Source organism: Brachybacterium halotolerans subsp. kimchii (genome assembly GCF_020792675.1).
Classification (GTDB): Bacteria; Actinomycetota; Actinomycetes; order Actinomycetales; family Dermabacteraceae; genus Brachybacterium; species Brachybacterium halotolerans.
Window position 1 is genome coordinate 2138791 of sequence record NZ_CP086254.1, and the last position, 24077, is coordinate 2162867.

Below are 24077 nucleotides of genomic sequence, written 5' to 3' on the forward strand. Positions count from 1 at the left end.
CTCAGAACACCTCCTTCGCCCGCTCGGGATGCCGGTAGCCGGCGAGCGCGGCCCCCTCGACGGCGAGTCCGACGAGTCTGCGGCCGGCGCCTCGCGGGACCAGGGGCAGCATCCGGTCGACGGCGCCGCCGGTGCGCCTCGGCCCGAGCACACCGGTGCCGAGGGAGGCCGCCCGCACGGCGGCGTTCCAGAGGGACCACGGCGGAATCGCCGGGGGCAGTGCGCCCGTCCCGTGCTTCGCCTCGAAGATGCGTCGCGCGGCGGCGGCCTGCGCGGCGCGGCGGGCGCGGATCCGCGTGGTCACGGAGGCGGCCCGGTGCGCGGTCTCCAGGGCGGGGTCGAGGACGACGGCGGCGCCCGCCTGCGCGATCCGGTACCCGTAGTCGACGTCCTCCCAGCCGTAGAGGCGGTAGGCCGGGTCGTAGGACCCCACCCGCTCCCAGAGGGACCGGGGCAGGGAGCAGTTGCCCGCCCAGTACCGCCAGCGCAGATCGGCCGGCGCGGCATAGGCGTCCGCGCGGAAGCGCTCGTCGGCCCCTTCCCCGTAGACGGAGGCGTAGGGCGTCGGCTCGAAGCGGTTCCGGTAGAGGCCGACGACCCCGCGCTCCACGCCGTCGGCGTGCGCGGCGAGGTGACGGGCCACGAAGCGGGGGCCGGGCAGCAGGTCGTCGTCGCAGCGGACGAGGACTTCGCCGCGGGCGGCCTCGAATCCCGTGTTCAGGGCGGCGACGCGCCCGCGGTTCTCCGGGAGCACGATCGCGCGCAGCGCGAGTGCCGATGACTCCGCGGTCCGCTGCAGCAGCTCCGTGCTGCCGTCCTCGTCCCCGTCGACGACCACCACGACCTCGAAGTCCCCGGTGCCCGGCGCCTGCGCGGCGAGGGCCTCGAGAAGCGCGGGGAGCCGGCCCGCGCCGCGGTGGGTGGGGACGATCAGGGAGGCGGCCGGGGCGCTCATGGCGCCTCCGTGGGGGATGTGGACGCCGAAGCGTCGAGCGAGGCGAGGAGCGCCTGCACGCGTGCGGTGCCGGCTGACGGCGAGAACCGCTCGGCCCAGCGAGCACGGGCCGGCCGTGAGCGAGCGGCGCCGCCGGCATCGGCGAGGGCGGCGCGCAGAGCCCGCGCGAGGTCCTCGGCGTCGCCGGTCCGTGCGCACCAGGGATGCTCCGGGCCCGCCACCTCGGGCAGCGCTCCCGCCTCGCTGATCACGAAGGGGACGCCCGAGGCCATCGCCTCGGCGGCGACCAGACCGAAGGACTCCGCGGCGGTCGAGGGCATCGCGACCACGTCCGCGGCCTCGAAGAACGCGTTCCGGTCCACCCAGCCCAGGCGGTCGGTGCGGTGCGAGATCGGCGCGAGCGCCGCGTCGATCGCGCGATCGTCGTCGGCGCTCCCGAAGCGGTTCTCGCCTGCGAGCAGCAGGCGCAGCTCGCGGCCGTCGACCTCGGGGACCAGCTCGAGCGCGCGGGCGAGGACGTGGACCCCCTTGTCCCGGGTGAGCCGCCCCAGGAATCCCACGTGCAGCGGCCCGTCGGCGTCGCGGGGAGCCCCGCGACGGAGCGGGATCTCGCCGGTCCAGTTCTCCAGCACCGTGGTGCCGGGCAGCTGGGCGGCCATGAAGCGGGAGGGCACCAGGACGCGCCGCGCACCGAGCATCGCCGCACGCGCCGCGACCTTCTGGGGCCCATGCGGCAGCATGTGCAGGTGGACGATCCGCGGGCCGAGACCCGTGGTCGCGAAGGACGGCACCAGCCCGTTGCACCACAGGGGGATCCGAGGGTTCTGCAGCCGCCACTGCCGCAGGCGGAGCATGTACGAGCGTCGTCCGCGCGCGGGCAGCTCCTCGGTCGCGAACCCGCGCTCGCGCGCGGCGCGCACCAGGCCGCCGGGGGCGGCCGGTCCGAGGACGAGCACGTCGAGGCCGAGGCTCCGCAGCACCTGGGCGATGTGGAGGAGCATGACCTCTCCGCCGCCGAGGTCGCCGTTGTTCGTCGCGATCGCGATGCGGGGCGCGCTCATCGGCCCGCCCCGACGGGATGTCCCGGGAGACGCCCCGCTGCCCCGGCCCGCCTCACAGGGCCTCCAGGGGCAGCCGCGGCGGCGGCAGCGGCCGACCCGCCGGCACCTGGAGGGCGCCGATCACGCGCCCGGCCGCGGCGACCGCGGTGCCGACGCGACGACGGTCGATGCGCCGCTCGCGCGCGCTCGCCACGACGATCCCCGCCACGGCGCCCACGAGGCCCTTGAGGGTCGAGGCCGGCGTGTACGTCGCCGGGTCGTAGCTGGGATAGCGGCGGGCCATCAGCACGCGTCCGCGGCCCAGCGTCAGCTTCTTGCGCACCGAGGCGCTCGCCCCGCTGAGGGAGTAGCGCACGCGCGCGTCGGGTATCCGCACCAGCTCCATCCCCGCCTCCTGCGCTCGCCAGCACAGGTCCACGTCCTCGAATCCGTAGGGCGGGAGGGACTCGTCGAACCCGCCGAGGCGATGGAGCGCGGCGCGCTCGATGACCAGTGATGCCGCACCGATGTAGGGCAGGTAGGCGGTGCCGACCGGGCCGTCGGCGAACGTCGTGGATCCCCCGGAGGCCTCGGCGGCGGGGATCAGCAGCGGGCCGCCGCCGACCTGGTCCTCCCCGAGTCCGCGCGCCATGGCCCCGACCCATTCCTGCTCGACCTCGTCGTCGGCATCGCAGTAGGCGATCAGGCGTCCGCGCGCGCGGCTCGCACCGCGATTGCGCGAGGCCGGGATGCCCCGTCGGGACTTCTTGTGCAGCAGGTGCGCACTCTCGGCGGCCCCTCCCCCGCGCTCGATCCATGCGCGCACCACGTCCCGCGTGCGGTCCGTGGAGCCGTCGTCGACCACGATCACCTCGAACCTCGGGTGATCGACCTGCGCATCCAGGGCGGCCAGCTGTCGGCCGATGCGCGCCTCCTCGTTGCGCGCGCAGACCACCACGGAGACCTCGATCATGGGACCTCCCCCTGTGGCCCGTCCGAGGTGCCGGCGCGCCCGACGGTGCGGTCCGCAGGGCGGGCGCGTCCCCGTTCCGGTCTGCCCATCGGGTCCGGGAGCCGGCCGGACCGGTCGGGATCGCGCGGGGTGGCGAGCAGCTGCAGGGCGACGGCCATCGCGACCGCCCACACGCTCGTGTAGAACACCTCGCCGAGACGGGTCGCACAGACCAGCAGGGCGACCCCGGCCGCCTGGGCGACGTACTGCGGAGCAGGCACCTTGCCCGTGAAGGGCCGCACCAGGAGGAGCGCGGTCACGCCGACCACCAGGACGGCCCACGGCCATCCGCCCTCGACCAGGGCGCTCCAGTACGAGTTGTGGAAGAACCAGGAGCGGTCCTCGATCGTCACGTACGCCTCGCCGAGACCTCCGCCGAAGAAACCTGTGTCGTGGAGCTTGACCTCGCTGGCCGCGTCGATGCGCGCCCGCAGCAGGTCGCTGCCCTCACGGTCGGAGAAGACGCCCACCTGCGAGTAGTCCTCGGAGACGAGGCTGACGAACCAGGCGGAGACCGCGCCCAGGATCCACTTCCCGACGATCGGCAGGTACGGGGCGAGCAGGAACCAGACGATGCCCACGCCGTAGGCGGCGATCGAGGTGCGCGAGCCCGTGAGCCAGAGCGCGGCGGTGCTGAACAGCACGATGAGGACCCTGCCGCCTCTGCTGCGCACGGCCCAGAGCATCAGCAGCCCGACCACGCAGTAGGCGAGACCGGCCTGGTTCTTGTCGCCGATCAGGCCCGTGAGGTAGCCGCCGTAGTTGTCCTGGACGAGCCCCGCGTAGAAGAGCGGCACGTTCACCACGAGCGCGCCGAACATGCCGAGCACGGCCGAGCGCAGGTCGATGCGGCCGCTCGCGCAGACGAAGATCAGCACGGTCACTGCGGCCAAGCGCAGCAGACGGCTCTCCCAGTCCGCGGCGCCCTCGGAGTGCACGGCGAACATCGAGATCCCGCCCACGTAGAGCAGCCCCAGGATGAGCACGGGCACGAGGCTCTGCCACCGCCCGAGGTCGAAGCGCGGCCTGTCCAGGAGCGCCCGCAGGCAGATCAGGGCCAGCACGAGGTTCGCCAGCGGGATCGGTCCGATCGACTGGATCGGGAGCCCGCCGGACGAGATCAGCAGGGCGAACAGGACGAAGTCCAGGATCCGCACGGACCCGGCCGAGTGCGCGGCGTCCCGCAGGTGCTCGCCCAGCCGTCCCCGGGAGCCGGCCGCCTGACCGCCACCGGGCCCCGCGTCGGCGCGCGGCGTCGGTGCGCTGCTCATCCCGACACCTCCCGGTAGACCTCGGCGATCCCGATGCACATCCGCGCGACGCCGCCGGCGTCGGGACGAGGCGCGCGGATCGACGACGGCCTCCCCTGAGCCAGGATCGCATGCGCGACGTCCTCCAGCCGCGAGGAATCCACGAGGCACTGCTCCGGCAGGATCTCCCGGTTCCCGCCGACGTCGGTCGCGACGACGCCCAGCCCGTGGGCGACGGCGTCCAGCAGCGTGTACGAGAGGTTCTCCCAGGCCGAGAGCTGGACGAGCACGTCGTGACGGGGCATCGACTCGGCGGGCTCGACATGGCCGACGAAGGAGACCGCGTCCCCCAGGCCCAGCTCCCGCGCGAGCTCGCGAAGGCGCTGCTCCTGCGGGCCGGTGCCCGCGATCGTGAAGGTCGCCCCGGGGCGCTCGGCATGCACCCTCGCGAAAGCCTCGAGGGCGCGGTCGATGCGCTTCTCCGGGGCCAGACGGGAGAGGGAGAGGACGCGCAGCGGAGCGTCGGGGCCCGGAGCATCCGTCGAGGCGGATGCTCCGGTCGGCCCGCTCGCAGCCGCCGGTCCGATCTCCCCCACCGGCTCGACCGCGTTGCGGACCACCACGATCTTCTCCGCGCTCCCCCACTGGGCGACGATCTGCTCTCGCGTGGACGCGCTCACGGCGATCACACGATCTGCGCGGCGCAGCCGGGCACGATGCGCCGCGGCGATCGCCCGGGCCCGGGCCGGGCTCGACTGGTAGAGGCCGGGAACGCCGGAGATCCCGTGCTCGGTGGAGACCAGGCGGATGCGCGCGCCGCGCCCCGAGCGCAGGCCGGTCACCGCGGCCACCCCCGAGAGGTCCGCGAAGGCGAGGTGGGTGTGGAGCAGGTCCGGGCGCAGCCGTGCGAGCACGCGCCGCAGCGTGCGGACGGCGGTCCTCGGCCCGTCGGCCGGGGAGATCGCGCCGCGCAGCACCGCTGTGCCCTGAGCGGCGAGCCGGTCCGCGAGCGGGCCGTCGGGGCACAGCACGACGATGCGCCATCCGTCCACGCCGTGCCGGGTCGCATCGAGCACGTGCCGGGCGACGCCGCCGAGCTCGGCGACCGGCACGACCCACAGCGCGAGCCCCGTCGCGAGCCGCCGTCGCTCCGCGGGCACGCGTCGCTCCGCGGGCCGACCCGCGGCAGGGCTCCCCGGCTCCCTCAGAACCATTCCTCGAGCCTCTCGAGCGCCGTGAAGAAGCCCTCGCCGCCGTTCACGTGCCCCATCCAGATCTCGGGGATGAAGGGGGCGTCCGGGGCGAGGTGGCCCATGCGCTCGGCGAGGTCCGCGAAGTCGACCTCGCCCTCGCCGACCTGCACGCCCTCGCCGTCCACGCCCACGGAGTCGACGATGTGCAGGTGCTCGGTGAAGGGGCCCATGGCCTCGACGTACTCGCCGAACGGGCGGCCCGCGAAGGTCGCCGCGAGCTTCGTGTGCGAGACGTCGAAGGTGAGGCGGCGGCCCGTGGCCTCGCAGAAGGCCACGGTGTCCTCGGGATCCATGAACAGGTTGTGGAACTGCTGGCCGCCCATCAGCCAGGGGAAGGGCGGGAGGGTCTGCGCGGTCAGGCGCACGCCGGCCTCGTCGACCCGCTCGAGGCCCTGCTGGACCCTCTCGTACATCGCGGGCCGCTCGGCGGGGGCGACGTGACGGTCCGGCAGGAAGCCGCCCATGGTGACGATGACGATCGGATCGTCCTCGCAGGTGAAGCGCTCGCGCAGGCCCCGGGCGAGGTCCACGACCCGCTGCACCTCGTGGATCGAGCGCTCCCAGATCGCGCGATCGGGCGAGGCGAGGTCGATGAGGAAGTCCCCGGGGTACAGGTCGGGCGCGTGCACGGTGACGAACTGCCCCAGGCGCTCCCCCGGCGCGAAGAACTGCGCGGGGTCGAGGTCCATGTCCTTCGCGCTCTGGTGGAACTCGAGGAAGTCCGGTGCCGAGACCTCCAGCAGGGAGCGGAAGTCGTGGAAGCGCACGGGCAGGCCCCAGGGGCGGTCGAAGGAGTACGTCCCGCGGCGGCGCGCCCGCCCGGACAGGTCGCCGGGGTAGAAGAAGTCGCCCGCGGGCACGTCCCTCTGCAGGGCGACGCCCACCAGCTCGTCGCGGCGGTCGGGCTGCAGGCCGCGGCCGGGGCTCTTGACCTCGACGTCGGCGGCGCTCACGACCTCCCCCGCACGCAGGTCGCGCCCGGCGACCAGGGACTTCGCGAGGTTCACGCGGTTCATCAGCTCGCCGGTGGAGACCTCGCGCGGGCCCTCGGTGCCCAGCGCCTCCTCGACCTCGCGGATCTGGCGCACCATGGTCGCGAGCTCGTCGCGCAGCAGGGAGACCTTGTGGTCGGTGCCCTCGAGCGCGCGGTCCACGGTCACGTGCTTCTCGATGATCGAGGCGCCGCGGGCTACGGCCGCCACGGGCACGTGCCAGCCGCGCTCGTGTCCCGAATAGCCGACGGGGCAGTCGCCGATCGCGGCGAGCCGCTCCATGTACCGCAGGTTCACGTCCTTGTACGGCGCCGGGTACGTGGACTGGGTCTGCAGGAGCGCGTAGACGGCGCCGCGGCCGCGCAGCACATCGACCGCACCGCCGATCTCCTGCTCGGTGCTCATGCCCGTGGAGACGATCATCGGCCGGCCGAAGTCCGCCACGTGCGCGAGCAGGTCGTGGTGGGTGAGGTCCGCGGAGGCGATCTTGTACGCGGGGATGCCGTAGCGCTCGAGGGCGTCGGCCGAGACCAGGTCCCACGGGGTGCACAGCACGTCGATGTCGCGGGCGGCGCAGTGGTCGAAGACCTGGTACATGTCCTCGACGGACAGGGTGTACTTGGCCAGCAGGTTCATCGTGTACTGCGGGCCCAGGTCCTCGCCCCCGGACGCGCTGCCGCTGCCGGAGCGGTAGAGGCTCGCCATGTCCCGCAGCTGGAGCTTCACGGCGTCGACGCCGGCCTCGACGCAGTGGTCCACGAGCCGGCGGGCCAGATCGAGGTCGCCCTGGTGGTTGTTCCCGATCTCGCCGATCACGAGCGCGCGCTGCCCCTCGCCCACGAGGTGGCGGCCGACGGGGAACGCGCGCGGGGTCGGCGCCGCGACCGCGACCAGGCGGCCGCCCTCGTCGAGCACGGGGATGCGATCCACGCCGCGGCCGAACAGCGCGGTGATCCGCTCCGCGTCCTCGTGCTCCTGCACGGAGACGAAGTCCGTGCAGGCGGCGTCGAGCGCCGGGGCCTCCAGGTCCGGGACGCTCTGGGCGACCAGCCAGCGGCGCACGTCGCCGTCGGTGAGGGTTCCGCGCACGGTGCCGTCGGCGTCCACCACGAGCACCATGCGGGTCCGGTTCTCGCTGATGCGGCGCAGGGCCTCCATCACCGTCGCGTCGGATCCCACGGTGAACGGCGCGGTGCGGCGGTCCAGGATCATGCGGTCCTCCATCCCAGGCGGGTGAGCATCGACTCGGCGGCGGCGACGTCGGTGAGGGTGTCGATGTCCACGCCCTCCACCTCGTCCAGGACGAACAGGCCGACCCTGCCGCCGATGCGGTTCTCCTTCTCGCGGTAGATGCGCGGGGAGGTGACGTACAGACTGCCGTTCTCGAAGTAGTGCATCTGCGCGGGCGCCAGCTTCTGGCGGCGCGGCCGGGCGTCGACGTCGTACGCGGCCTCGGCGCTCTCCCCCTCGCCCGCGGGCAGGCGCCAGAAGAACGGCGACTCGGGCACGACCCCCACCAGGGAGTCCACGCCCGAGCGCCGGAACTGCGCGATGGCCCGGGCGATGGTGTCCGGATGGCGCACGGGCGAGGTCGCCTGCAGGAGCACCACGGCGCTCAGCTCGGCGCCCTCCGCCTCCACCACGTCCATCGCGTGCAGGACCGTGGGCTCGGTGGGAGAGGCGTCCGCGGCGAGCTCGGCGGGACGGTCGATCACGCGCGCGCCGTGGGCCGCGGCGACCTGCGCGATCTCCGCGTCCTCCGTGGAGACGGCGACGATGACCTCCTCGGCGGGGGCACCGGCATCGACGTCGGCGGGACGGTCGCGGGCGTCGAGCGCCTGCGCGATGGTCCACGCGATGAGGGGCCGGCCTCCCACGGGCAGGAGGTTCTTGCGGGGGATGCCCTTGGACCCGCCCCGGGCGGGGATCACGACGAGGACGCTCATCGCCGGTGCTCGCGCGTCTCGAGCGGGGCGACGAGGTCGCGCGGCTGCTGCGTCACGAGCCCTCCTCCAGGATGCGGGCGATCCGTGCGGCCGGCTCCTCGGCGTCGACGACGGGCGAGGGGGTGGGCTCGGCGCCGACGGGGCGCATGTCGTAGCGCTCCCAGAGCTCGTGCACCCAGGCGGGCGCCGCGGGCGCGAACACCCAGGCGTCGCCGCCTCGCGCGGCCGCCTCGAGCACGCCCGTGGAGAACACGGAGACCACGGGGTTCGGCAGGTCGCGCAGCGGAGCGTCCGTGTCCGCGAAGGCGATGTCGCGCCGTCTCCACAGCCGGTGCTGGGCGCGGGAGAGGACGTCGGTCTCCGCGGGATGGGGCCGATAGAGCCCGTCGTGCTCGCGGCAGAACCGCACCGCGGCGCCGCCGGTCACACGGCGCGGGAGCTCGGCCCCGTGGAGCTGGCCGAGGAAGACGGGCCGCTCGGATCCAAGGAGCACGGAGTCCAGGCGCGGGGCGCGCTCCGCCTCGTGGGCGGCCTGCCACAGCAGCTGGGAGCCCACCGTGCGTGCGCCGACGTCGGTGCGTCCGCTGCGCCAGAACTCGGCGTCGGCCTCCGACCAGGCGAGCAGCGTCGCACCCTCCGGCAGCGGAGGCGCGAACGGGGTGAGCACACCGTGCTGGACCACGAACTCGGGCACGTCGAGGCTCCGCGCGATCCCGTGCGCCGCGGCGCCCGCCGCGAGGTGCCGGCCGATGGAGACCACGGCGGTGGGAGCGGCATCGGAGGCGGCGCCGGCCGCCTGCTCGAGGGTGTCGAAGCCGCGCTCGATCCACTCCGGCCCCGTGGCCTCGGGCAGGTCGAGTCCGGCCGGGGCGAGCACGTCGATGCCCCCGGTGACGTACGGGAGCACGCTCAGCAGGCTCGCGCGCGAGGTCGGGGAGGCGGAGTCGAGGCAGATCAGCGTGCGCGCCCGCTCCTGCGCGCTCCCCTGCGGCGCGCGCGAGACGATCACGAAGGCCGGGGTCGAGGCTGTGTTCGAGGCCGAGGCGGTGTTCGAGGCCGGGGCCGGGGCCGCGTCAGGGGCCGCGTCCGCGGCATCCCCGTCGGGCCGACGCGCACCCGCTCGCGCGCGCCGCATCGTCCCGACCAGGGCGTGCTTGGCCCGACGGGCGCGATGGCGGGAGTCCTGCCAGCGCTGCCAGTCCTCGATGCTGCGCGGATGGTTCAGTCCCACAGGGCGTCCACCTCCCGGATGCGATGGTCGAACGTGTGCTCGGCGAGGGTCCGTCGGCGGCCCGCCTCGCGCAGGCCGCGCGCCCAGGCGGGATCGGAGAGGGCCCGGCGGCACAGCTCCGCGAGCTCGTCCTCGTCGTGCCACAGCGCGACCTCGGTGCCCACGTCGTAGAACTCGGCGACGTCCTCGCGGTCCACGAGCTGCACGCCGCCCATGCCGGGGATCTCGAAGGTGCGCATGGCGTGCCCGTTCTGCAGGCCGTGGACGGCGACCTCCGCGGCGGACTCCGCGTGGATCTGGTACGCGCGCTCCAGAGGGACCTCGCGCGAGGCCTCGAGCGGCGGACGAGACCAGGAGAAGGTGCGCGCCCGGTCCAGCGGGTGCCGGGAGAAGTCGCGTCCCCATGCGCGCACGGGAAGGCCCTGGGCGGCGAGGCCGGTGAGGATGCGCCGGCGGTTCTCGTAGCCCGCCCCGATGAAGGCGATCTCCGGCCGCCGGGCACCGGTGTCGCTCGCCCGGTGCGGATCGAAGGCGTTGGGCACGAAGTGGGCGTCCACACCCCGCGCGCGCAGCATCTCCGCCTCCGAGCGCGCGTATTCGACGACCGGCCCCACCTGCCGCAGGAAATCGGGCGTGTACTCGTGGCGGTGCAGGTCGTCGTAGAGCCACAGGATCCGCGGCGTCGCCCCGAGCGCGTCCCAGAACCGCTCGTCGAGCCCGTCGCCCTTGATGATGACGACGCGGTCGGGCCGCGTCTCCCGCAGCGCCGCGATCGCGCGATCGGTCAGGCGGGCCGTCTCGGCGCGGCGCCGAGCGCTCCCGGCCGGACGCAGGGGGCCGACGGCGAGGCGCTCGGGCAGCTCCACGGTCGCCTTCAGCCGGGTCTTGTCGCCGAGCGTGTCGTAGGCGTCGTAGCGGTGGACGGTGACGTCGTTGCCGTCGCGCGCGAAGGCGCTCGCGATGCTGTGCCAGTAGCCGTGGAAGGCGGGCGAGACCAGCAGGAGCCGCGGCGCGCGAGGAGCGCCGGCGGTCACGGGCGTGCCGGGGGATGCGGTCATCGCGGCAGCCCCCTCCCCGCGCAGTGGATCAGGGAGAGCTCCTCGTGGGCGGCGGCGAGAGGGTGCACGTCGCGACCGGCGAGGCGCCGCCCAGAGTTCCACACCAGGTTCGCGCCGGTCGCGGCGGTCATCGCGGCGCGCAGGGCGTGCACGTGCCCGTGGCGCCGCGCATAGCGCATCCGCGCACCGACGAGCCAGCGGCGGCGCCGGGCCTCCGCTCTCGCGGAGCCGCCGCCCGCGTGGTGCACGGCGAGGTCCGCGTCGAGCAGGGAGGGAATGCCGGCACGGCGGGTCCGCATTTGCAGGTCCACCTCCTCGGTGTACATGAAGTACCCCTCGTCGAAGCCGCCCAGCTCGAGCACCTCGCGCAGAGGCAGGAGCAGGAGCGCGCCGACCACCCAGTCCACGGGCACCATTCCGCTCGCGCGATCGGCCTCCAGATCGTGGCCGACGGCCCGATGCAGCACGTCGCGGTGCCGCTGCGAGGCCAGCGGCACCAGCCATTCGACGCTCTGGTGGCCGATCGTCGGGAACCGTCGCGCCGCATGCTCCGAGCTCCCGTCGGCCCCCAGCAGGCGGCAGCCGACGATCGCCGGGGAGAACGGTGCAGCGTCCTCGACCAGCCGCGCGCAGAGTCCCGGCGGGATCTGCAGGTCGGAGTTCAGCACGAGAGCGTGCGGGATCGGCGGGGCGTCGTCGTGCGGGGAGTCGTCGTGCGCGGCGCCGTCGGCGAGCGCGCGCAGGCCCGTGTTCACGGCCGCGCCGAAGCCGCCGTTGGTCGCACGGCGCAGCAGCTCGACGCCCTCGGGGAGGTCCGCCGGGTCGACGGGCTCCGGGGAGGCGTCGTCGACCACGAGCACCCGCGCGGGACGCTCGGAGGCGGGGACCTCGGGACCGACGAGGGCTTCCAGCAGCGGCCGCGCGAGAGCGATCGGCCCGTGCACGGGGATCACCGCCCCCGTGCCGGTGATGCTCACGGACGCCCCTGGTCAGTCGAGCTCGGAGGGTTGTCGGCGCCGGTCGTGCCCGCGGTGCCGGCGGCATCCGCCTCGGCGGCGCGTCGGCCCCGGCGTCGGACCTCTCCCGCGTGCTCGCCCTCGGCACCCGTCGCCGCGGTCCGCTCCCCGTCCGCGCCGCGGGCCCGCGCGGCGCCCGCGCGGGTGTTCAGCGGGTCGGCGGGACCGCCGGCCGCCTCGACGTCGACCACGCCCGTCTCCGGCTCCACCGTCGCATAGCCCTCGCCGCGCTTGCCCGCGTACCCGTAGCCGTAGGAGGCGGAGGGGGCGTCGTAGCCGTACTCGGCGTCCCCGTAGGCGAGGCGGCTGAAGCGGCTGCTGGAGGCGCGGTTCATCACCACGCCGTAGACCTTCGCGCCGATCGAGCGCAGGGCGTGGGCCGAACGGGTGAGGGCCGCCGCCCGGGTGCGGCCGGGGACGGTCACCACGATCGCGCCGTCGGCGTGACGGGCCAGCAGCTGCGCATCGGTCACCGCGAGCACGGGCGGTGCGTCGATGACCACGAAGTACTCGCGCGAGAGGTCCGCGATGAGGTCCTTCATGCGGCGCGAGCCGAGGAGCTCGGAGGGGTTGGGCGGGACCTGGCCGGAGGGCAGGACGCTGAAGCGGTCGGTGCCGGTGGGCTGCACGGCGTCGTCGAGCGACGCGGCCGAGGCGAGCACCTGGGCGAGGCCCACCGAGCCGTCGACCTCGAACTCCTTGTCGACCATCGGACGGCGCAGGTCCGCGTCGATGAGCAGGGTGGGCTGGCCGGCGCGCGCCATCACGCGGGCGAGGTTCGCCGAGACCGTGGACTTGCCCTCGCCGGGCGCGGTCGAGGTGACCACGATCGAGCGCGGCGGCGAGTCCACGTCGACGTAGCGCAGGTTGGTGCGCAGCTTGCGCACGGCCTCGCGCGGCGCGAAGGAGCGCGGCTCACGCAGGACGCCGTCCTTCGCGCGTCCCAGGTCCTTGGCCTCGGGGAGGGTGCCCAGCAGCGGGACGTCGACCGCGTTCTCGACGTCCTGCGCGGTGCGGATGCGGGAGTCGTTCCGGTCCCGGATCCACGCGGCGGCGAGCGCGATCACGAGGCCCACGGCCGCCCCGATCGCCAGGTACTTCCGCCGGTCCGGCGAATCCGGCGCTCCGGGGACCAGGGCGTTCTGGTACGGGACGAGCTGCACGCTGACGTTCGCCTTCGCGTCGCCGCCGGACTCGAGGGACTTCGCCTCCTTCGCGGTCGCGGTGACCGCGGCGTCGGCGATGTCGGACGCCTCCTGCGGCGAGGACGCGGTGGCGGTGACCGTGATGATCGGTGCGTTCGGGTCGATCGTGGTCTGCAGGGAGCCGGCGACGGCGTCGGGGCTCTGGTCCAGGTCCAGCTCGTCGACGACGGTCTGGCCGACGGCGCGGGTGCCGAACAGCGGAAGATAGGACTGGGCCTTGGAGTACTGGAACTCCATGTTGCCGCTCGCCTGCGTCACCGGGTTGCCCGAGTCGTCCGTCTGCGAGGACGAGGAGACGTACCCGAGCGCGCTCGCGGAGTAGACCTCGGGGCGGGTGAAGGAGAAGCCGAGACCGGCGACGGCTCCCACCACGGTGACCACCACGATCAGCACCGCGTGTCGCAGCAGAAGCCGCAGGAAGTCCTCGATCGTCATCGGCTCGCCACCGTTCCTCTCTCTCGCCGCCCGCGACGTCCCCGCAGGTCCGGGGTCCTGGGCGTCCGGCTCATCCTACGGGGGACCGACGTCTCAGCGGTCCGACGCGACCCGGCTCTCGACCTCCCGGGCGATGCGCGCGGCGGGCTCCTCCTCGGGCATCGCGGGCGCCGGGGTGGGCGTGCCGTGGCGGCGCATCCCGTAGCGATGCCAGAACTCGTGCACCCAGCCGGGAGCGCCCGGCGAGTGCACCCACGCCTCTCCCCCGCGGGCGGCGACCTCGAGGACCTCCGCCGCGAGGATCGAGACCACCGGCGCGCGCAGGGTCAGCGGGTCCGTGCCCTCGGGCAGCACCTCGATGCCCCGCCGCTCCCAGAGCCGGTGCTGGGTGCGGGCGAGCCGCCCGGTCTCCCCCGCCTCGGGCAGGTAGCGGGCGACGCCGTCGCGGCAGAACGAGGAGGCCGCGCGGGCGGCGAGTCGGCTCGGCAGCTCGATGCGCGAGAGCTGCCCCAGCACGACGGGCGAGGGCACGGACGTCGGGTCGGCGCGGTCCTCGGTCACGTCGGCCGACGGGTCGGCGCCTTCGCCGGCCCTCGAGGCGGTATCCGCACTGCCCGGCGCCCCGTCCGCGGCGGGATCGTCCTCGCCACTGTGGTGCCCGAGCTGCCAGAGACGCTGGGAGCCGACCGCCAGCAGGGTGAGGTCCTCGCGCCCGGAGCGCCAGAAGTCGGCGTCGTCGGCGGACCAGGAGAGGACGGTCGCCCCCGCCGGCAGCGGCGCGGCGTACGGGGTGAGCACATCGGTCTGGACCACGAAGGACTGCAGGCCGCGGCGCTCGGCGACCGAGTGCAGGGCTGCGCCCGTCGGCCCGCCCTGACCGGCGGTGACGACCGCGGCGGCGTCGGAGGGGACCGCGTCGCGCGCGGACTCGAAGGCGCGGCGGCGCCAGGCGGGCCCGTCGAGCTCGGGGGCGATGAGGCCGCGCGGGGCGATCACGTCGACGCCCACGCGCAGGTACGGGAGGAAGGCGAGCAGGGCGGCGCGGCTGCGCGGGGAGGCGTCCTCGAGGCCGATGACCACGCGCGCCGAGGTCTCGCCGTCACGCGAGTGGAGCACCCACCGGGGCTCCTCCCAGTGCTCGTCGCGACTGCGCGTGCCGCGCAGTGTGCGGACCGCGTCCGCGACCGAGCCGCGGTGCCGAGCGAGGCCTCCGCGGGAGCGAGCCCAGTCCCGCCACAGGTCGATGCTCTCGGGGTGGACGAGACCGGCCATCATTCCTCCGCGGCGCACGTAGTTCGACAGACCGGCGGCTCCCCGGCCTGGTGCTCACACTGTCGCACACGCACCACCGCCCGGTCGTCGCGACGCGACGACCGGGCGGCAGGCATCTGGCCGGCGGGATCGGGCGAGGCTGCGGAGCGCCCCGCCCGGGAGGGGTCAGTTGCTGTTGAGGTGGATCTGCAGGGCACGCACGGTGGAGTAGGAGGTGCGGAAGTCCCACACGCCGTTGTTCGAGTAGCCGATCTTCGCGCGCAGCTTGCGCGTGGTCTCGGAGCCGATCTTGCCGTCCTGGACCGCGCCGACCTTCTTCTGGAGGGCCTTGATGTCGCTCGTGGACAGGGAGCCGTCGGCCCTCACGCCCACCCACAACTGCAGGCTCGCGGTGGTCTTCGGCCCGAACTTGCCGTCGACCACGAGCTTGCCGCTCGAGGAGGAGCTGGACGAGCCCGACGTCGAGGAGCCCGAGGACGAGCTCGAGGCCTTCGAGGACGAGGAGCTCGAGCTGCTCGACGGGGTCGCGCTCGAGGAGGCGCCGCCGTTGGCCTTGGTCAGGCCCGCGCGGGCGCTGCACACGGGCCAGGCGCCGGGACCCTGGTCCTGCAGGGTGCGCTGGGCGACCGCGATCTGCTCGGCCTTGGTGGCCTTGTCCGCGGTCGCGGCGTAGCTGCCGCCGCCGTAGGCGATCCAGGTCGACCGGGTGAACTGCAGGCCGCCGTAGAAGCCGTTGCCGTTGTTGATCGACCAGTTGCCGCTCGACTCGCACTGGGCGACGTCGTCCCAGACCGCAGGGGTGCTGGCCTCGGCGACGCTCGCGCCGGCCATGCCGAGTCCGGCGACCATCACCGCGCCGCCGGTCGCGGCGGCGAGCTTCGGGGCGACGCGCGCTCCGCGGAAGTAGACGGGTGCGCCCTCGGCGCGATGGGTGGGGGCGCGGCGGGCCTCGGACATGGCGTGCTCCTGGGGGTGCGTGAAGCGGGGGAAGGGCGGGGAAGACGAGGGGAACACCGGCGCGCGAACGCGTGACCTGCACTCCCGTCGCGGGATATCCCTTACAGTGCACCGGGCCCGGCACCGCGAGAAGACCTCGTGACCACATCCGGCCGCTCGTTTTGCCGAACTTTTACCTGTCAGGCACGGCATGTCGGGTCGACAGCGCACACGGTGGCGCGTACTGGGCCGCCCTGGACGCATCCCTACCCACCGCACACGGCCGGCTCGGACGCGGCGGGCCGCGACCGCACGGACGTCACCCGGAGCGACCGTGACCAGGTTCTATGACAGAAAGGGCCCGCGGGTTCTAGGGGTGGTCGCAACACTCGACGTGAGGAGGGTGTTGTGGTTGGTCGTGGGAGGCCTGGGTTCGAGATGGGGCCTCGTTGGAAGATCGAGCGGTTCTGGCATGCTCGTTCTATGGGGCTAGCACTGCGGGATATCGCCGACGAGATCGATACGAGCCATGCCACGTTGGCTCTGTATGTCCGGGCCACGGCCGGTATTGCTCCGGCTCGGTGGAAGGATCCTGATCGCTATATCACCGATGGAGAGCGGTTCAGGATCAAGGAACTCCTCATCGAGGGACGCTCGATCCGATATATCGCGAAGGTCCTGGACCGGGCCCCGTCCACGATTTCGCGTGAAGTGCGGCGGGGCTCGGCAAAAGGAACTCGGGGCGAGTACGCACCCTCACGCGCTCGACGTGACGCCTTTGAGAAGCGCCGCCGTGCGAAGGAACTGAAGATCCCTTCCGACCCGGTCCTCCACGCTGCGGTCCAACACGGCCTCGACGAGGGCCACTCGCCCGAGCAGGTCGTGGGACGCTTGCGCCGTGAGCATCTCGACGACCCGAGGTTCCACGTGAGCCACGAGACGGTCTACCGGACCATCTACCTGCAGGCCAGAGGTGGTCTCAAGCGCGAGCTGAAGGCGCTGACCCGCACCGGACGCACAGTCAGACATCCCCGCCGCAGCGCGCAGAGGCGCCGGGGGCGGATCAAGGACATGGTCTCGATCTGGGAGCGGCCGGCCGAGGCGCTGGACCGCAGTGTTCCCGGGCATTGGGAAGGCGATCTGATCGTGGGCAAGAACGGGGCCTCGGCGATCGGGACCGTGGTCGAGAGACGTTCGAACTACGTGATCCTGGTGCATCTGGACCCCACCAAGTCACGAGTCGAAGCGACCCGCGATGGATTGATCGAAAAACTCGCCGCTCTCCCGGACACGCTGAGAGCAACATTGACGTGGGACCAAGGCAAGGAGATGCACCAGCATCGTCAAGTCACGAATATGACGGGCATCGACGTGTATTTCGCAGACCCTCACTCACCGTGGCAGCGCGCGACGAACGAGAACACCAACGGGCTTCTCCGCCAGTACTTCCCCAAGGGCACCGATCTCTCGATCCACAGTCAAGAAGATCTGGACTACATCGCCGACCTCCTGAACCGACGCCCGCGCAAACGGTTGGCCTTCGCCACGCCATACGAGATGATCCAGGAGTACCTGTTGCGATGACCCCTTGAATCCGCCGCCGTCATCTGTCATAGAACCTGGTCACGATCCCCGCCGGCCGGTGATGGGCGGCGGGTGGACACCGCGGAGCGCCTCGGAGGATCTCGGGGCGGCTCGGCGGGCCTCAGCGCCCCGCGTCTCAGCGCGGGATGTTGCGCACGTTCGCGGCGGCCATGTCGAGCATCTTGCCGACGCCGCCGCCGAGCACGACCTTCGTGGAGGCCATGGCGAAGCCGCGGATCTGCTGCGAGGTGACCTTGGGCGGCATCGAGAGCGCCGCGGGGTCGGTGACCACGTCGATGAGCACGGGGCCCTTGTGCTTGAGGGCAGCCCCCAGCTCCTTCTTGAGCTTCTTGGGGTCGGTGATCTTCACCGAGTGGATCCCGGCGCCGGCGGCGATCGCCGCGAAGTCGACGTGCTCGTGGTCCGTCTCGTAGTCGGGCAGGCCTTCGACGAGCATCTCGAGCTTGACCATGCCCAGGCTCGAGTTGTTGAAGACGACGATCTTCGTGTCGAGCTGGTGGAGCTTCACGGTGAGCAGCTCGCCCATGAGCATCCCGAGCCCGCCGTCGCCGGACATCGAGATGACCTGGCGGCCGGGGTTCCCGGCGGAGGCGCCGATGGCCTGCGGGAGCGCGTTGGCCATCGTGCCGTGGTGCCACGAGCCGAACACGCGGCGCTTGCCGTTGGGCGTGATGTAGCGGGCGCCCCACACGTTGCACATGCCGGTGTCGACGGTGAAGATCGCGTCGTCGTCGGCGAGCTCGTCGAGGGTCGCCGCGACGAACTCGGGGTGGATCGGCTTCATCTTCTCGACGTTGCGGGTGTACGCCGAGACGACGCCCTTGAGCGCCTTCTCGTGCTTGCGCAGCAGCGCGTCGAGGAACTTCCGCGAGCGCTTGGGCTGGACCAGCGGCAGCAGCGCGTCGATGGTCAGGGCGACGTCGCCGTTCACGGCGAGGTCCAGCGGGATGCGTCGGCCCAGGCGGGACCCGTCGGCATCGACCTGGACGACGGTCACGTCCTTCTGCGGGAGGAACTCGCTGTAGGGGAAGTCCGTGCCCAGCAGGATCACGAGGTCCGCCTCGTGCATCGCCTCGTAGCAGGCGCCGTAGCCGAGCAGGCCGCTCATGCCGACGTCGTAGGGGTTGTCGTACTGGATCCACTCCTTGCCGCCGAAGGCATGGCCGACGGGGGCCTTCACGGCCTCGGCGAGCGCGAGCACCTGCTCGCGGGCGCCCCGCACGCCGGCCCCGGCGAACAGGGTCACGGAGTTCGCGCGGTTCACGAGGGAGGCGAGCCCCTCGACCGTCTGCGGATCGGGCTGGACGCGGCCGAAGCGGGTGGCGAGGTCCTTGGTGGCACCGGACTCGACCTCCTCGTCGGCGACGTCGCCGGGGATCACGAGCACGGAGACGCCCTGCTTGGCGAGCGCCGTCTGCGCGGCGATGTGCAGCATGTCCGCGCCGTGCTGGCCGGAGTTCACCATCTCGCAGAAGTGCGAGCACTCCTGGAAGAGGCGCTCGGGGTGGGTCTCCTGGAAGAAGCCCGTGCCGATCTTGCCGCTGGGGATGTGCGAGGCGATCGCGAGCACCGGGGCGCCGTCGCGGTGGGCGTCGTAGAGGCCCTGGATGAGGTGGGTGTTGCCCGGGCCGCAGGACCCGGCGCACACGGCGAGCTTCCCGCTCACGCGGGCCTCGGCGCCGGCTGCGAAGGCGGCCGCCTCCTCATTGCGCACGTGCACCCAGTCGATGCCCTTCGTGGTGCGGACGGCGTCGACGATCGGGTTCAGGGAGTCCCCGACGACCCCGTAGATGCGCTCGACACCGAAGTCCCGCAGCTGGGTGACGAGGTGCTGGGCGAGGGTGACTGCCATGGCGTGCTCCTGACGACTCGGCGGATCCGCGACCCGTCCTGCGGGCCGCATGACGTGATCCAGCCTAGTGGCCAGCCGTTGCGCGCACCGCCCGGACGTGGGCGAGAAGACAGGTCGGACGTCGGATCCGGGGCTCTGAACAGCGGCGGCTCAGAGCATCGCCGGATCCGATTCGCCGGCTCAGAGCAGCGGCAGCAGCTCCTGCCAGACCGCGCGCAGGATCTCCTGCGTCGGCCCGCGCTCGTGATGGGAGGTGAGGGTGACGACGGCGCGCTGGTCCGGCAGCACGACCGAGAACTGGCCGTAGGCGCCGTCGGCCCGCCAGGCCCCGGGCACCGAGCACTTCCAGACGCCGTAGCCGTAGCGGGTGTTCTCCGGCTCGAGCTCGCCGGTGGGCACCCAGGACGACTCGGCGTGCATCGCGTCGATCCAGTCCGCTGGCACGAGCTGCTCGCCCTCCCAGGCGCCGCGCTGCAGCAGGAGCCGGCCGATGCGGGCCACCTCGCGCGTGCGCAGGTGGAGGCCGGTCGCGCCCCAGGTGCGGCCCTCGCGGTCGGAGTGCCACTGGGGGTTCACGATCCCCAGCGGCTCGAACAGCCGCGGCATCAGGTAGTCGCGCAGGCTCGCGCGGGAGCGCTCGGCGATGGTGCGCCCGAGCAGGAAGATCGACCCGTTGGAGTACTCGAACCTCTCCCCCGGCGCGCGCACCAGCGGCGTGCGCAGCAGCAGGTCGGTGAGGTGCGGGTCCTCCCGCTCGGAGTCCAGGAACACGGTGACCGGGTTGCCGGAGGTCATCGTGATCAGGTGGCGCAGGCGCACCAGCTCCATGCCGCGCCCGTACCCGCCGGCGGGCGCGGGCAGGTGGTCGATGAGACGGTCCTCGAGGTCGAGCAGACCCTCCTTCTGCGCGATCCCGACGGCCAGCGCCGTCACCGTCTTGGACACCGACCAGACGTTCTCCGAGGTGTCCTCGACGAAGCGCACCTCGAGGTCCTCGCGCCCTTCGCGGTGCAGGTGGACCGCGCGGACCCCGAGCCGCTTCTCGAGGATGCGCTGGCGCAGGGGCAGCAGGATCAGCGGATCGGGCACGGAGGCCGACGGCGAGGCGGGCGGGACGGGCGCGGGGGTCATGCCCCGACCCTAGACGCGCGGCGTCGCGCGCACGAGATCCTCGTCGCCCGTTCTGGGTGATTTGCCCGTACTCGAGGGTAGGATCGCCGTGGCGCGCCCGCGGTGGGCGGGCGCCTCGGACGCGGCGGACCCCCCAGCCGCCGTGCGTCCGATCCTGCTGCACACGGAACATCACAGAGAACGCGGATGAGCACTCAGAAGATCTCGGAAGACATCAGGGACGACGTATCGGCCGACGTGATCATCGTCGGCGCAGGGGTATCGGGGACATCGACGCTGCTGAGGCTCCTCGAGGAGCAGCGCACGGGGGCGACGGGGACCGACAGGCTCCGCGTGGCGGTCATCGATCGCAGCGACGACATGTTCACGGGCCTGCCCTACGGCTCGCGCTCGGGCGGCGCCTCGCTCATCGTCACCTCGCTCGACGAGTTCCTTCCCGACGGCATCCGCCAGGACTTCATCGCCTGGCTGGAGGCCCGGAAGGAGCGGATCCTGGCGGCCGACGCGTCGCTGGGCATCTCCCCGCACTGGGCGGAGGAGCACGCCGAGGAGATCCGCGGCGGCCAGTGGGACTCCCTGTTCATCCCCCGCCGCCTGTTCGGCCACTTCCTGCGCGGCCGCGTCGAGGACATCCTCGCGAGCACGTCCGACGTCGAGGTCATCCGGATCACCGGAGAGGCCAGCGCGCTGCGCCGGATGGGCACCGCCGCGCGGGCGGGCGCCGCCGCGCGGGCTGACGGGGGCGCCGACGCGGGCGCCGAGGGAGGGATCGAGATCCTCGTCGCCGCGCAGGGCGCCCTCCCCGGGAACGCGACCGCCGACGGGGGCATCCGCAGCGCGGCCGACGGGACCGACGACGCGCGCCGGGGCATGACCCGCGTGCGCGGGCGCTCCGTGGTCCTGGCCGTCGGCAGCCCGCCCACGCGCATGCTCGGCCACGATCCCGCGAACGCCGGCAGCGGGCGCTTCCTCGACGACACCCACGTGCACGGCATGGACCATCTCCTGCAGGAGGCGCGCGCCGCGATCCGGGCGATGCCCGAGGGCGCGAGCCGCGACATCCTCGTCGTGGGCGCGAACGCGGACGCGCTCGAGCTGCTGCACGCGACCGTCCGCGCGGGTCTCGAGCGCGCGTGGGACCACCACGTGACCATCCTGGCCACGCACGGCATCCCCGACGCCTGGACCGTCCACCCGGACCGTCGCAGCGAGTACCGCTCCCGGCACCTCGCCGACTACGCCGCGCGCACGCCCGACGCGAAGCTCACCGCCCGCGCGGTGTACGACGCGGTGGTGCGGGACGTGGACGACGCCATGGCCAGCGGCTTCTGCGAGCAGGACACCGTGGATGAGCTCAAGGAGCTGTGCTCGCAGCTGCTCGAGCGCCTGCCCGCGCCCGAGCAGAAGCTCTACGTCGACGTGTACGGCACGAAGGTGGGGCGCTTCGCCCGGCCCACCGGTGGCGACTACCAGCGCACCGCCTCGGAGCTCCTGGAGTCCGGGCGCGTCCACGCGGAGCGCGGCCACTTCGAGCACGCGGAGAACAGCGCCGCCGGCTGGAGGGTCACGACCTCGACCGAGGAGGGCATCTCCACGCTCGAGCGGACCTTCGGCGTGATCATCAACTGCGCCGGCTTCGAGAACGTCGCCGAGACCCGCGACGGGTTCCTGCGCTCCCTCCAGGACGAGTCGGGGCTGCGCTCCTCGACCTCGCGCACCGGGTTCGAGGTCGACGAGCACTTCCAGGCCGCCCCCGGCGTGTTCGTGGCGGGCCCGCTGCTCGCGGGGAACCTCAACAGCGCCCTGCGCGTGTGGCACCTCGAGAGCTGCCGACGGATCCTCGCGATGGCCGACACCATCGGCGCCGAGATCGCGGCCCACCTCCGCGCCACCGAGCTCGAGCCCGTCTGACGCGCACAGCACGAGAGGGGCCGACCCGCCTGGCGGGTCGGCCCCTCTCGTCATCCTGGGCGCTGAGTCATGGCGCCCGCCGAGCGACGCCTCAGTAGGCGCCGTCCTTGCCGATCACGGCCTTGACGGTGCGCAGCATGATCCACAGGTCCATGCCGAGCGACCAGTTGTGGGCGTAGCGGACGTCGAGCGCCTGCGCCTGCTCCCAGCTCAGCGCGGAGCGGCCGGAGACCTGCCAGAGGCCGGTCATCCCGGGCACGACACCCAGACGGTGGAACGCGGAGCCCGTGTAGAGCGCCACCTCCCCGTCGCGCTGAGGACGCGGCCCGACGAGGCTCATGGAGCCTCCCAGGACGTTGAGCAGCTGCGGGATCTCGTCGATCGAGTAGCGGCGCAGGAAGCCGCCGATGCGGGTCAGGCGGGGATCGTTCTGGATCTTGAACAGCGGCTTGTCGTCCGTCTGCTGCTCGCGCAGCAGCGCGGCCAGCTTCGCGTCGGCATCGACGGCCATGCTGCGGAACTTGAACATGCGGAACGGCTTGCCGTCCTTGCCCACGCGCTCCTGGCGGTAGAAGATCGGCCCGTGGTCGTCCAGCCGCACGGCGAGGGACACCACGATGAGCAGCGGCGAGAGCGCGGCCAGCAGCAGCGCGGAGCCGAGGATGTCGAAGCCGCGCTTGGCCATGCGCACCGGCACCGGCTGGCGCGGGGGCCGGATCACGACGGAGGCGCCGCGGGCGCCGGAGACGACCCGCACGCGCGACCGACGCGCTCCCGGGGCCATGAAGGACAGCTTGAGCGGGATGCCGCGGCCGCGGAGCTCCCAGCTCAGGTGCGTGAGCAGCTGCGCGGGCGCGGCGCCGCGGACCTCGACGACCTCGCTGCCCGTCTCCTCGACGCGATCGAGCACGTCCTGGACCTGCTCGTCCATCGGCGCGGCCTCGCCGCCCACGAGCACTGCGGTCTCCTCCTCCAGGAGTCCCGAGGCCATCGGGTCGACGGGCTCGGTGGACACGAGCACGGAGCGCACGGGGTGCAGGACGCGGCCCAGCCCCACGATGACCGCGCCGCCCGCGCCGAGCGTCAGGGCGAGGGCGAGCAGGGCGGGGCCCGAGGGGACGATCTCGCCGAGGAAGGGACGCGAGAGCGCCAGCAGCAGCGCTCCGAGGACGACGAGCAGGAGGGGACGCGTGGCGTCCGCTCGCGCGCTGTCGAGCGGACGCGAGGACTGGGCGCTCATCATCACCGCCCACGCGAGCGCGAGGACGGCGAGGGTGCCCGCGGCCGCGAGGGGCGCCGCGGTCATCAGGGCGCTCGCACCGACCGTGATCACGGCGACGGCGAGGGAGAGCACCGCGGTGAGGGCGACGCGGCGACCGTGGGCCCCGAGACGCGCCGGGGAAGGGTCCGCATGCGGTGCGGCGGGAGCGAGCTCCGGCCGCAGCGGCACCACGAGGCTCTCGGCGCTGCGTGCGCTCGCGCTCGCGGCGATCTCCGTGCCGGGCTCCGCGAAGCCCGTGTCCGGAAGAAGGAGGAGCGACGACGCGCGCTCCTCGACATCGGCGGCGCTGTGCGCCGTCTCGCCCGCTGCGGATGCGCGGTTCCCGCGCACCTCCGCGACCTGCATACTCATAGGAAGGCCCCCTGAAGTCGACTCTCGTTCCCGGCCGGACTCCACGTCCTGGCCGAGCCGTCGGCGGGGCACCCCGCCCCCGATCTCCGACGTACCGCATGTTCCGGACAACCGGAACGAATACGGACACTTCGGACAGCGTAGGGATGCTCGAACCTGAAGCGAAGGGGGGTGCGGGCTACTTGCGGGTCACCATCGATCCACGGCCGTGGGATGCGGTTCCACTGCGGGCCATTGCGGATATCCGGCCATCCCGCAAGGAGCTCCGTGCTCATCGGAGACCCCGTCGAGCGACGCGTCTCGGGGGCCGCGACGCGCCCCGGAGGGCCCGGTCCGCGCCTTGA

Annotated in this window: 18 protein-coding genes; 2 read left to right on the top strand and 16 right to left on the bottom strand. The window is 73.1% G+C overall.

What is annotated here, in order from left to right; translation table 11 throughout:
• Position 1: 1 nt before the first annotated feature.
• The 13 genes from Bra3105_RS09645 to Bra3105_RS18555 all read right to left on the bottom strand — a co-directional run bounded on the left by Bra3105_RS09645 (position 2) and on the right by Bra3105_RS18555 (position 15622).
• Positions 2 to 955 (bottom strand): glycosyltransferase family 2 protein, encoded by a 954-nt coding sequence (locus tag Bra3105_RS09645; RefSeq protein ID WP_228356502.1) that lies wholly within the window; start codon positions 953 to 955, stop codon positions 2 to 4.
• Positions 952 to 2016: a glycosyltransferase family 4 protein gene (locus Bra3105_RS09650; protein ID WP_228356503.1), complete on the bottom strand. Its 1065-nt coding sequence runs from the start codon at positions 2014 to 2016 to the stop codon at positions 952 to 954. Before Bra3105_RS09650 ends, Bra3105_RS09645 begins: the two co-directional genes overlap by 4 nt.
• Before the next feature lie 52 nt (positions 2017 to 2068).
• A complete protein-coding gene (locus Bra3105_RS09655) occupies positions 2069 to 2968 on the bottom strand; it encodes a glycosyltransferase family 2 protein (protein WP_228356504.1) in 900 nt (299 codons plus the stop codon).
• Positions 2965 to 4278 (bottom strand): O-antigen ligase family protein, encoded by a 1314-nt coding sequence (locus tag Bra3105_RS09660; protein WP_228356505.1) that lies wholly within the window; start codon positions 4276 to 4278, stop codon positions 2965 to 2967. Before Bra3105_RS09660 ends, Bra3105_RS09655 begins: the two co-directional genes overlap by 4 nt.
• Positions 4275 to 5417: a glycosyltransferase family 4 protein gene (locus Bra3105_RS09665; protein WP_228356506.1), complete on the bottom strand. Its 1143-nt coding sequence runs from the start codon at positions 5415 to 5417 to the stop codon at positions 4275 to 4277. Before Bra3105_RS09665 ends, Bra3105_RS09660 begins: the two co-directional genes overlap by 4 nt.
• Positions 5418 to 5461: 44 nt before the next feature.
• Positions 5462 to 7714, bottom strand: a complete 2253-nt coding sequence (locus Bra3105_RS09670; RefSeq protein ID WP_228356507.1) for an N-acetylneuraminate synthase family protein — start codon at positions 7712 to 7714, stop codon at positions 5462 to 5464.
• Positions 7711 to 8448, bottom strand: coding sequence for an acylneuraminate cytidylyltransferase family protein (locus Bra3105_RS09675; protein WP_228356508.1), 738 nt, complete (start codon positions 8446 to 8448; stop codon positions 7711 to 7713). The genes Bra3105_RS09670 and Bra3105_RS09675 overlap by 4 nt, the downstream gene beginning before the upstream one ends.
• A 52-nt stretch (positions 8449 to 8500) precedes the next feature.
• On the bottom strand, positions 8501 to 9679 hold the full coding sequence (locus Bra3105_RS09680) for a hypothetical protein (RefSeq protein ID WP_228356509.1): 1179 nt from the start codon (positions 9677 to 9679) through the stop codon (positions 8501 to 8503).
• Entirely contained in the window at positions 9670 to 10737 is a 1068-nt protein-coding gene (locus Bra3105_RS09685; RefSeq protein WP_228356510.1) for a CgeB family protein, read from the bottom strand. Before Bra3105_RS09685 ends, Bra3105_RS09680 begins: the two co-directional genes overlap by 10 nt.
• Complete coding sequence (locus Bra3105_RS09690) at positions 10734 to 11714, bottom strand: glycosyltransferase family 2 protein (RefSeq protein ID WP_228356511.1); 981 nt, start codon at positions 11712 to 11714, stop codon at positions 10734 to 10736. The genes Bra3105_RS09685 and Bra3105_RS09690 overlap by 4 nt, the downstream gene beginning before the upstream one ends.
• Entirely contained in the window at positions 11711 to 13393 is a 1683-nt protein-coding gene (locus Bra3105_RS09695) for a tyrosine-protein kinase domain-containing protein (RefSeq protein ID WP_228356512.1), read from the bottom strand. The genes Bra3105_RS09690 and Bra3105_RS09695 overlap by 4 nt, the downstream gene beginning before the upstream one ends.
• Positions 13394 to 13486: 93 nt before the next feature.
• Complete coding sequence (locus Bra3105_RS09700; protein ID WP_228356513.1) at positions 13487 to 14665, bottom strand: hypothetical protein; 1179 nt, start codon at positions 14663 to 14665, stop codon at positions 13487 to 13489.
• A gap of 165 nt (positions 14666 to 14830) precedes the next feature.
• Positions 14831 to 15622 carry a transglycosylase family protein gene (locus Bra3105_RS18555; RefSeq protein WP_323188811.1) on the bottom strand — a complete coding sequence of 264 codons (792 nt, stop codon included), beginning with the start codon at positions 15620 to 15622 and terminating at the stop codon, positions 14831 to 14833.
• A 462-nt stretch (positions 15623 to 16084) separates the two neighbouring features.
• On the opposite strand from Bra3105_RS18555, the gene Bra3105_RS09710 reads away from it, so the two are divergent.
• The gene (locus tag Bra3105_RS09710) at positions 16085 to 17185 is read left to right on the top strand and encodes an IS30 family transposase (protein WP_228356514.1); all 1101 of its coding nucleotides are present in this window, start codon (positions 16085 to 16087) and stop codon (positions 17183 to 17185) included.
• A 136-nt stretch (positions 17186 to 17321) separates the two neighbouring features.
• On the opposite strand, the gene Bra3105_RS09715 is transcribed toward Bra3105_RS09710, so the two are convergent.
• Positions 17322 to 19058, bottom strand: a complete 1737-nt coding sequence (locus tag Bra3105_RS09715) for a pyruvate dehydrogenase (protein WP_228356515.1) — start codon at positions 19056 to 19058, stop codon at positions 17322 to 17324.
• Between the two features lie 180 nt (positions 19059 to 19238).
• Positions 19239 to 20189, bottom strand: a complete 951-nt coding sequence (locus Bra3105_RS09720) for a serine hydrolase domain-containing protein (protein WP_228356516.1) — start codon at positions 20187 to 20189, stop codon at positions 19239 to 19241.
• Positions 20190 to 20375: 186 nt separating this feature from the next.
• Between Bra3105_RS09720 and Bra3105_RS09725 the strand changes: the two genes are divergently transcribed.
• On the top strand, positions 20376 to 22100 hold the full coding sequence (locus tag Bra3105_RS09725; RefSeq protein ID WP_228356517.1) for an FAD/NAD(P)-binding protein: 1725 nt from the start codon (positions 20376 to 20378) through the stop codon (positions 22098 to 22100).
• Between the two features lie 91 nt (positions 22101 to 22191).
• Here the strand turns inward: Bra3105_RS09725 and Bra3105_RS09730 are convergent, their stop codons facing one another.
• Complete coding sequence (locus Bra3105_RS09730) at positions 22192 to 23733, bottom strand: sugar transferase (RefSeq protein WP_228356518.1); 1542 nt, start codon at positions 23731 to 23733, stop codon at positions 22192 to 22194.
• Between the last annotated feature and the right edge of the window lie 344 nt (positions 23734 to 24077).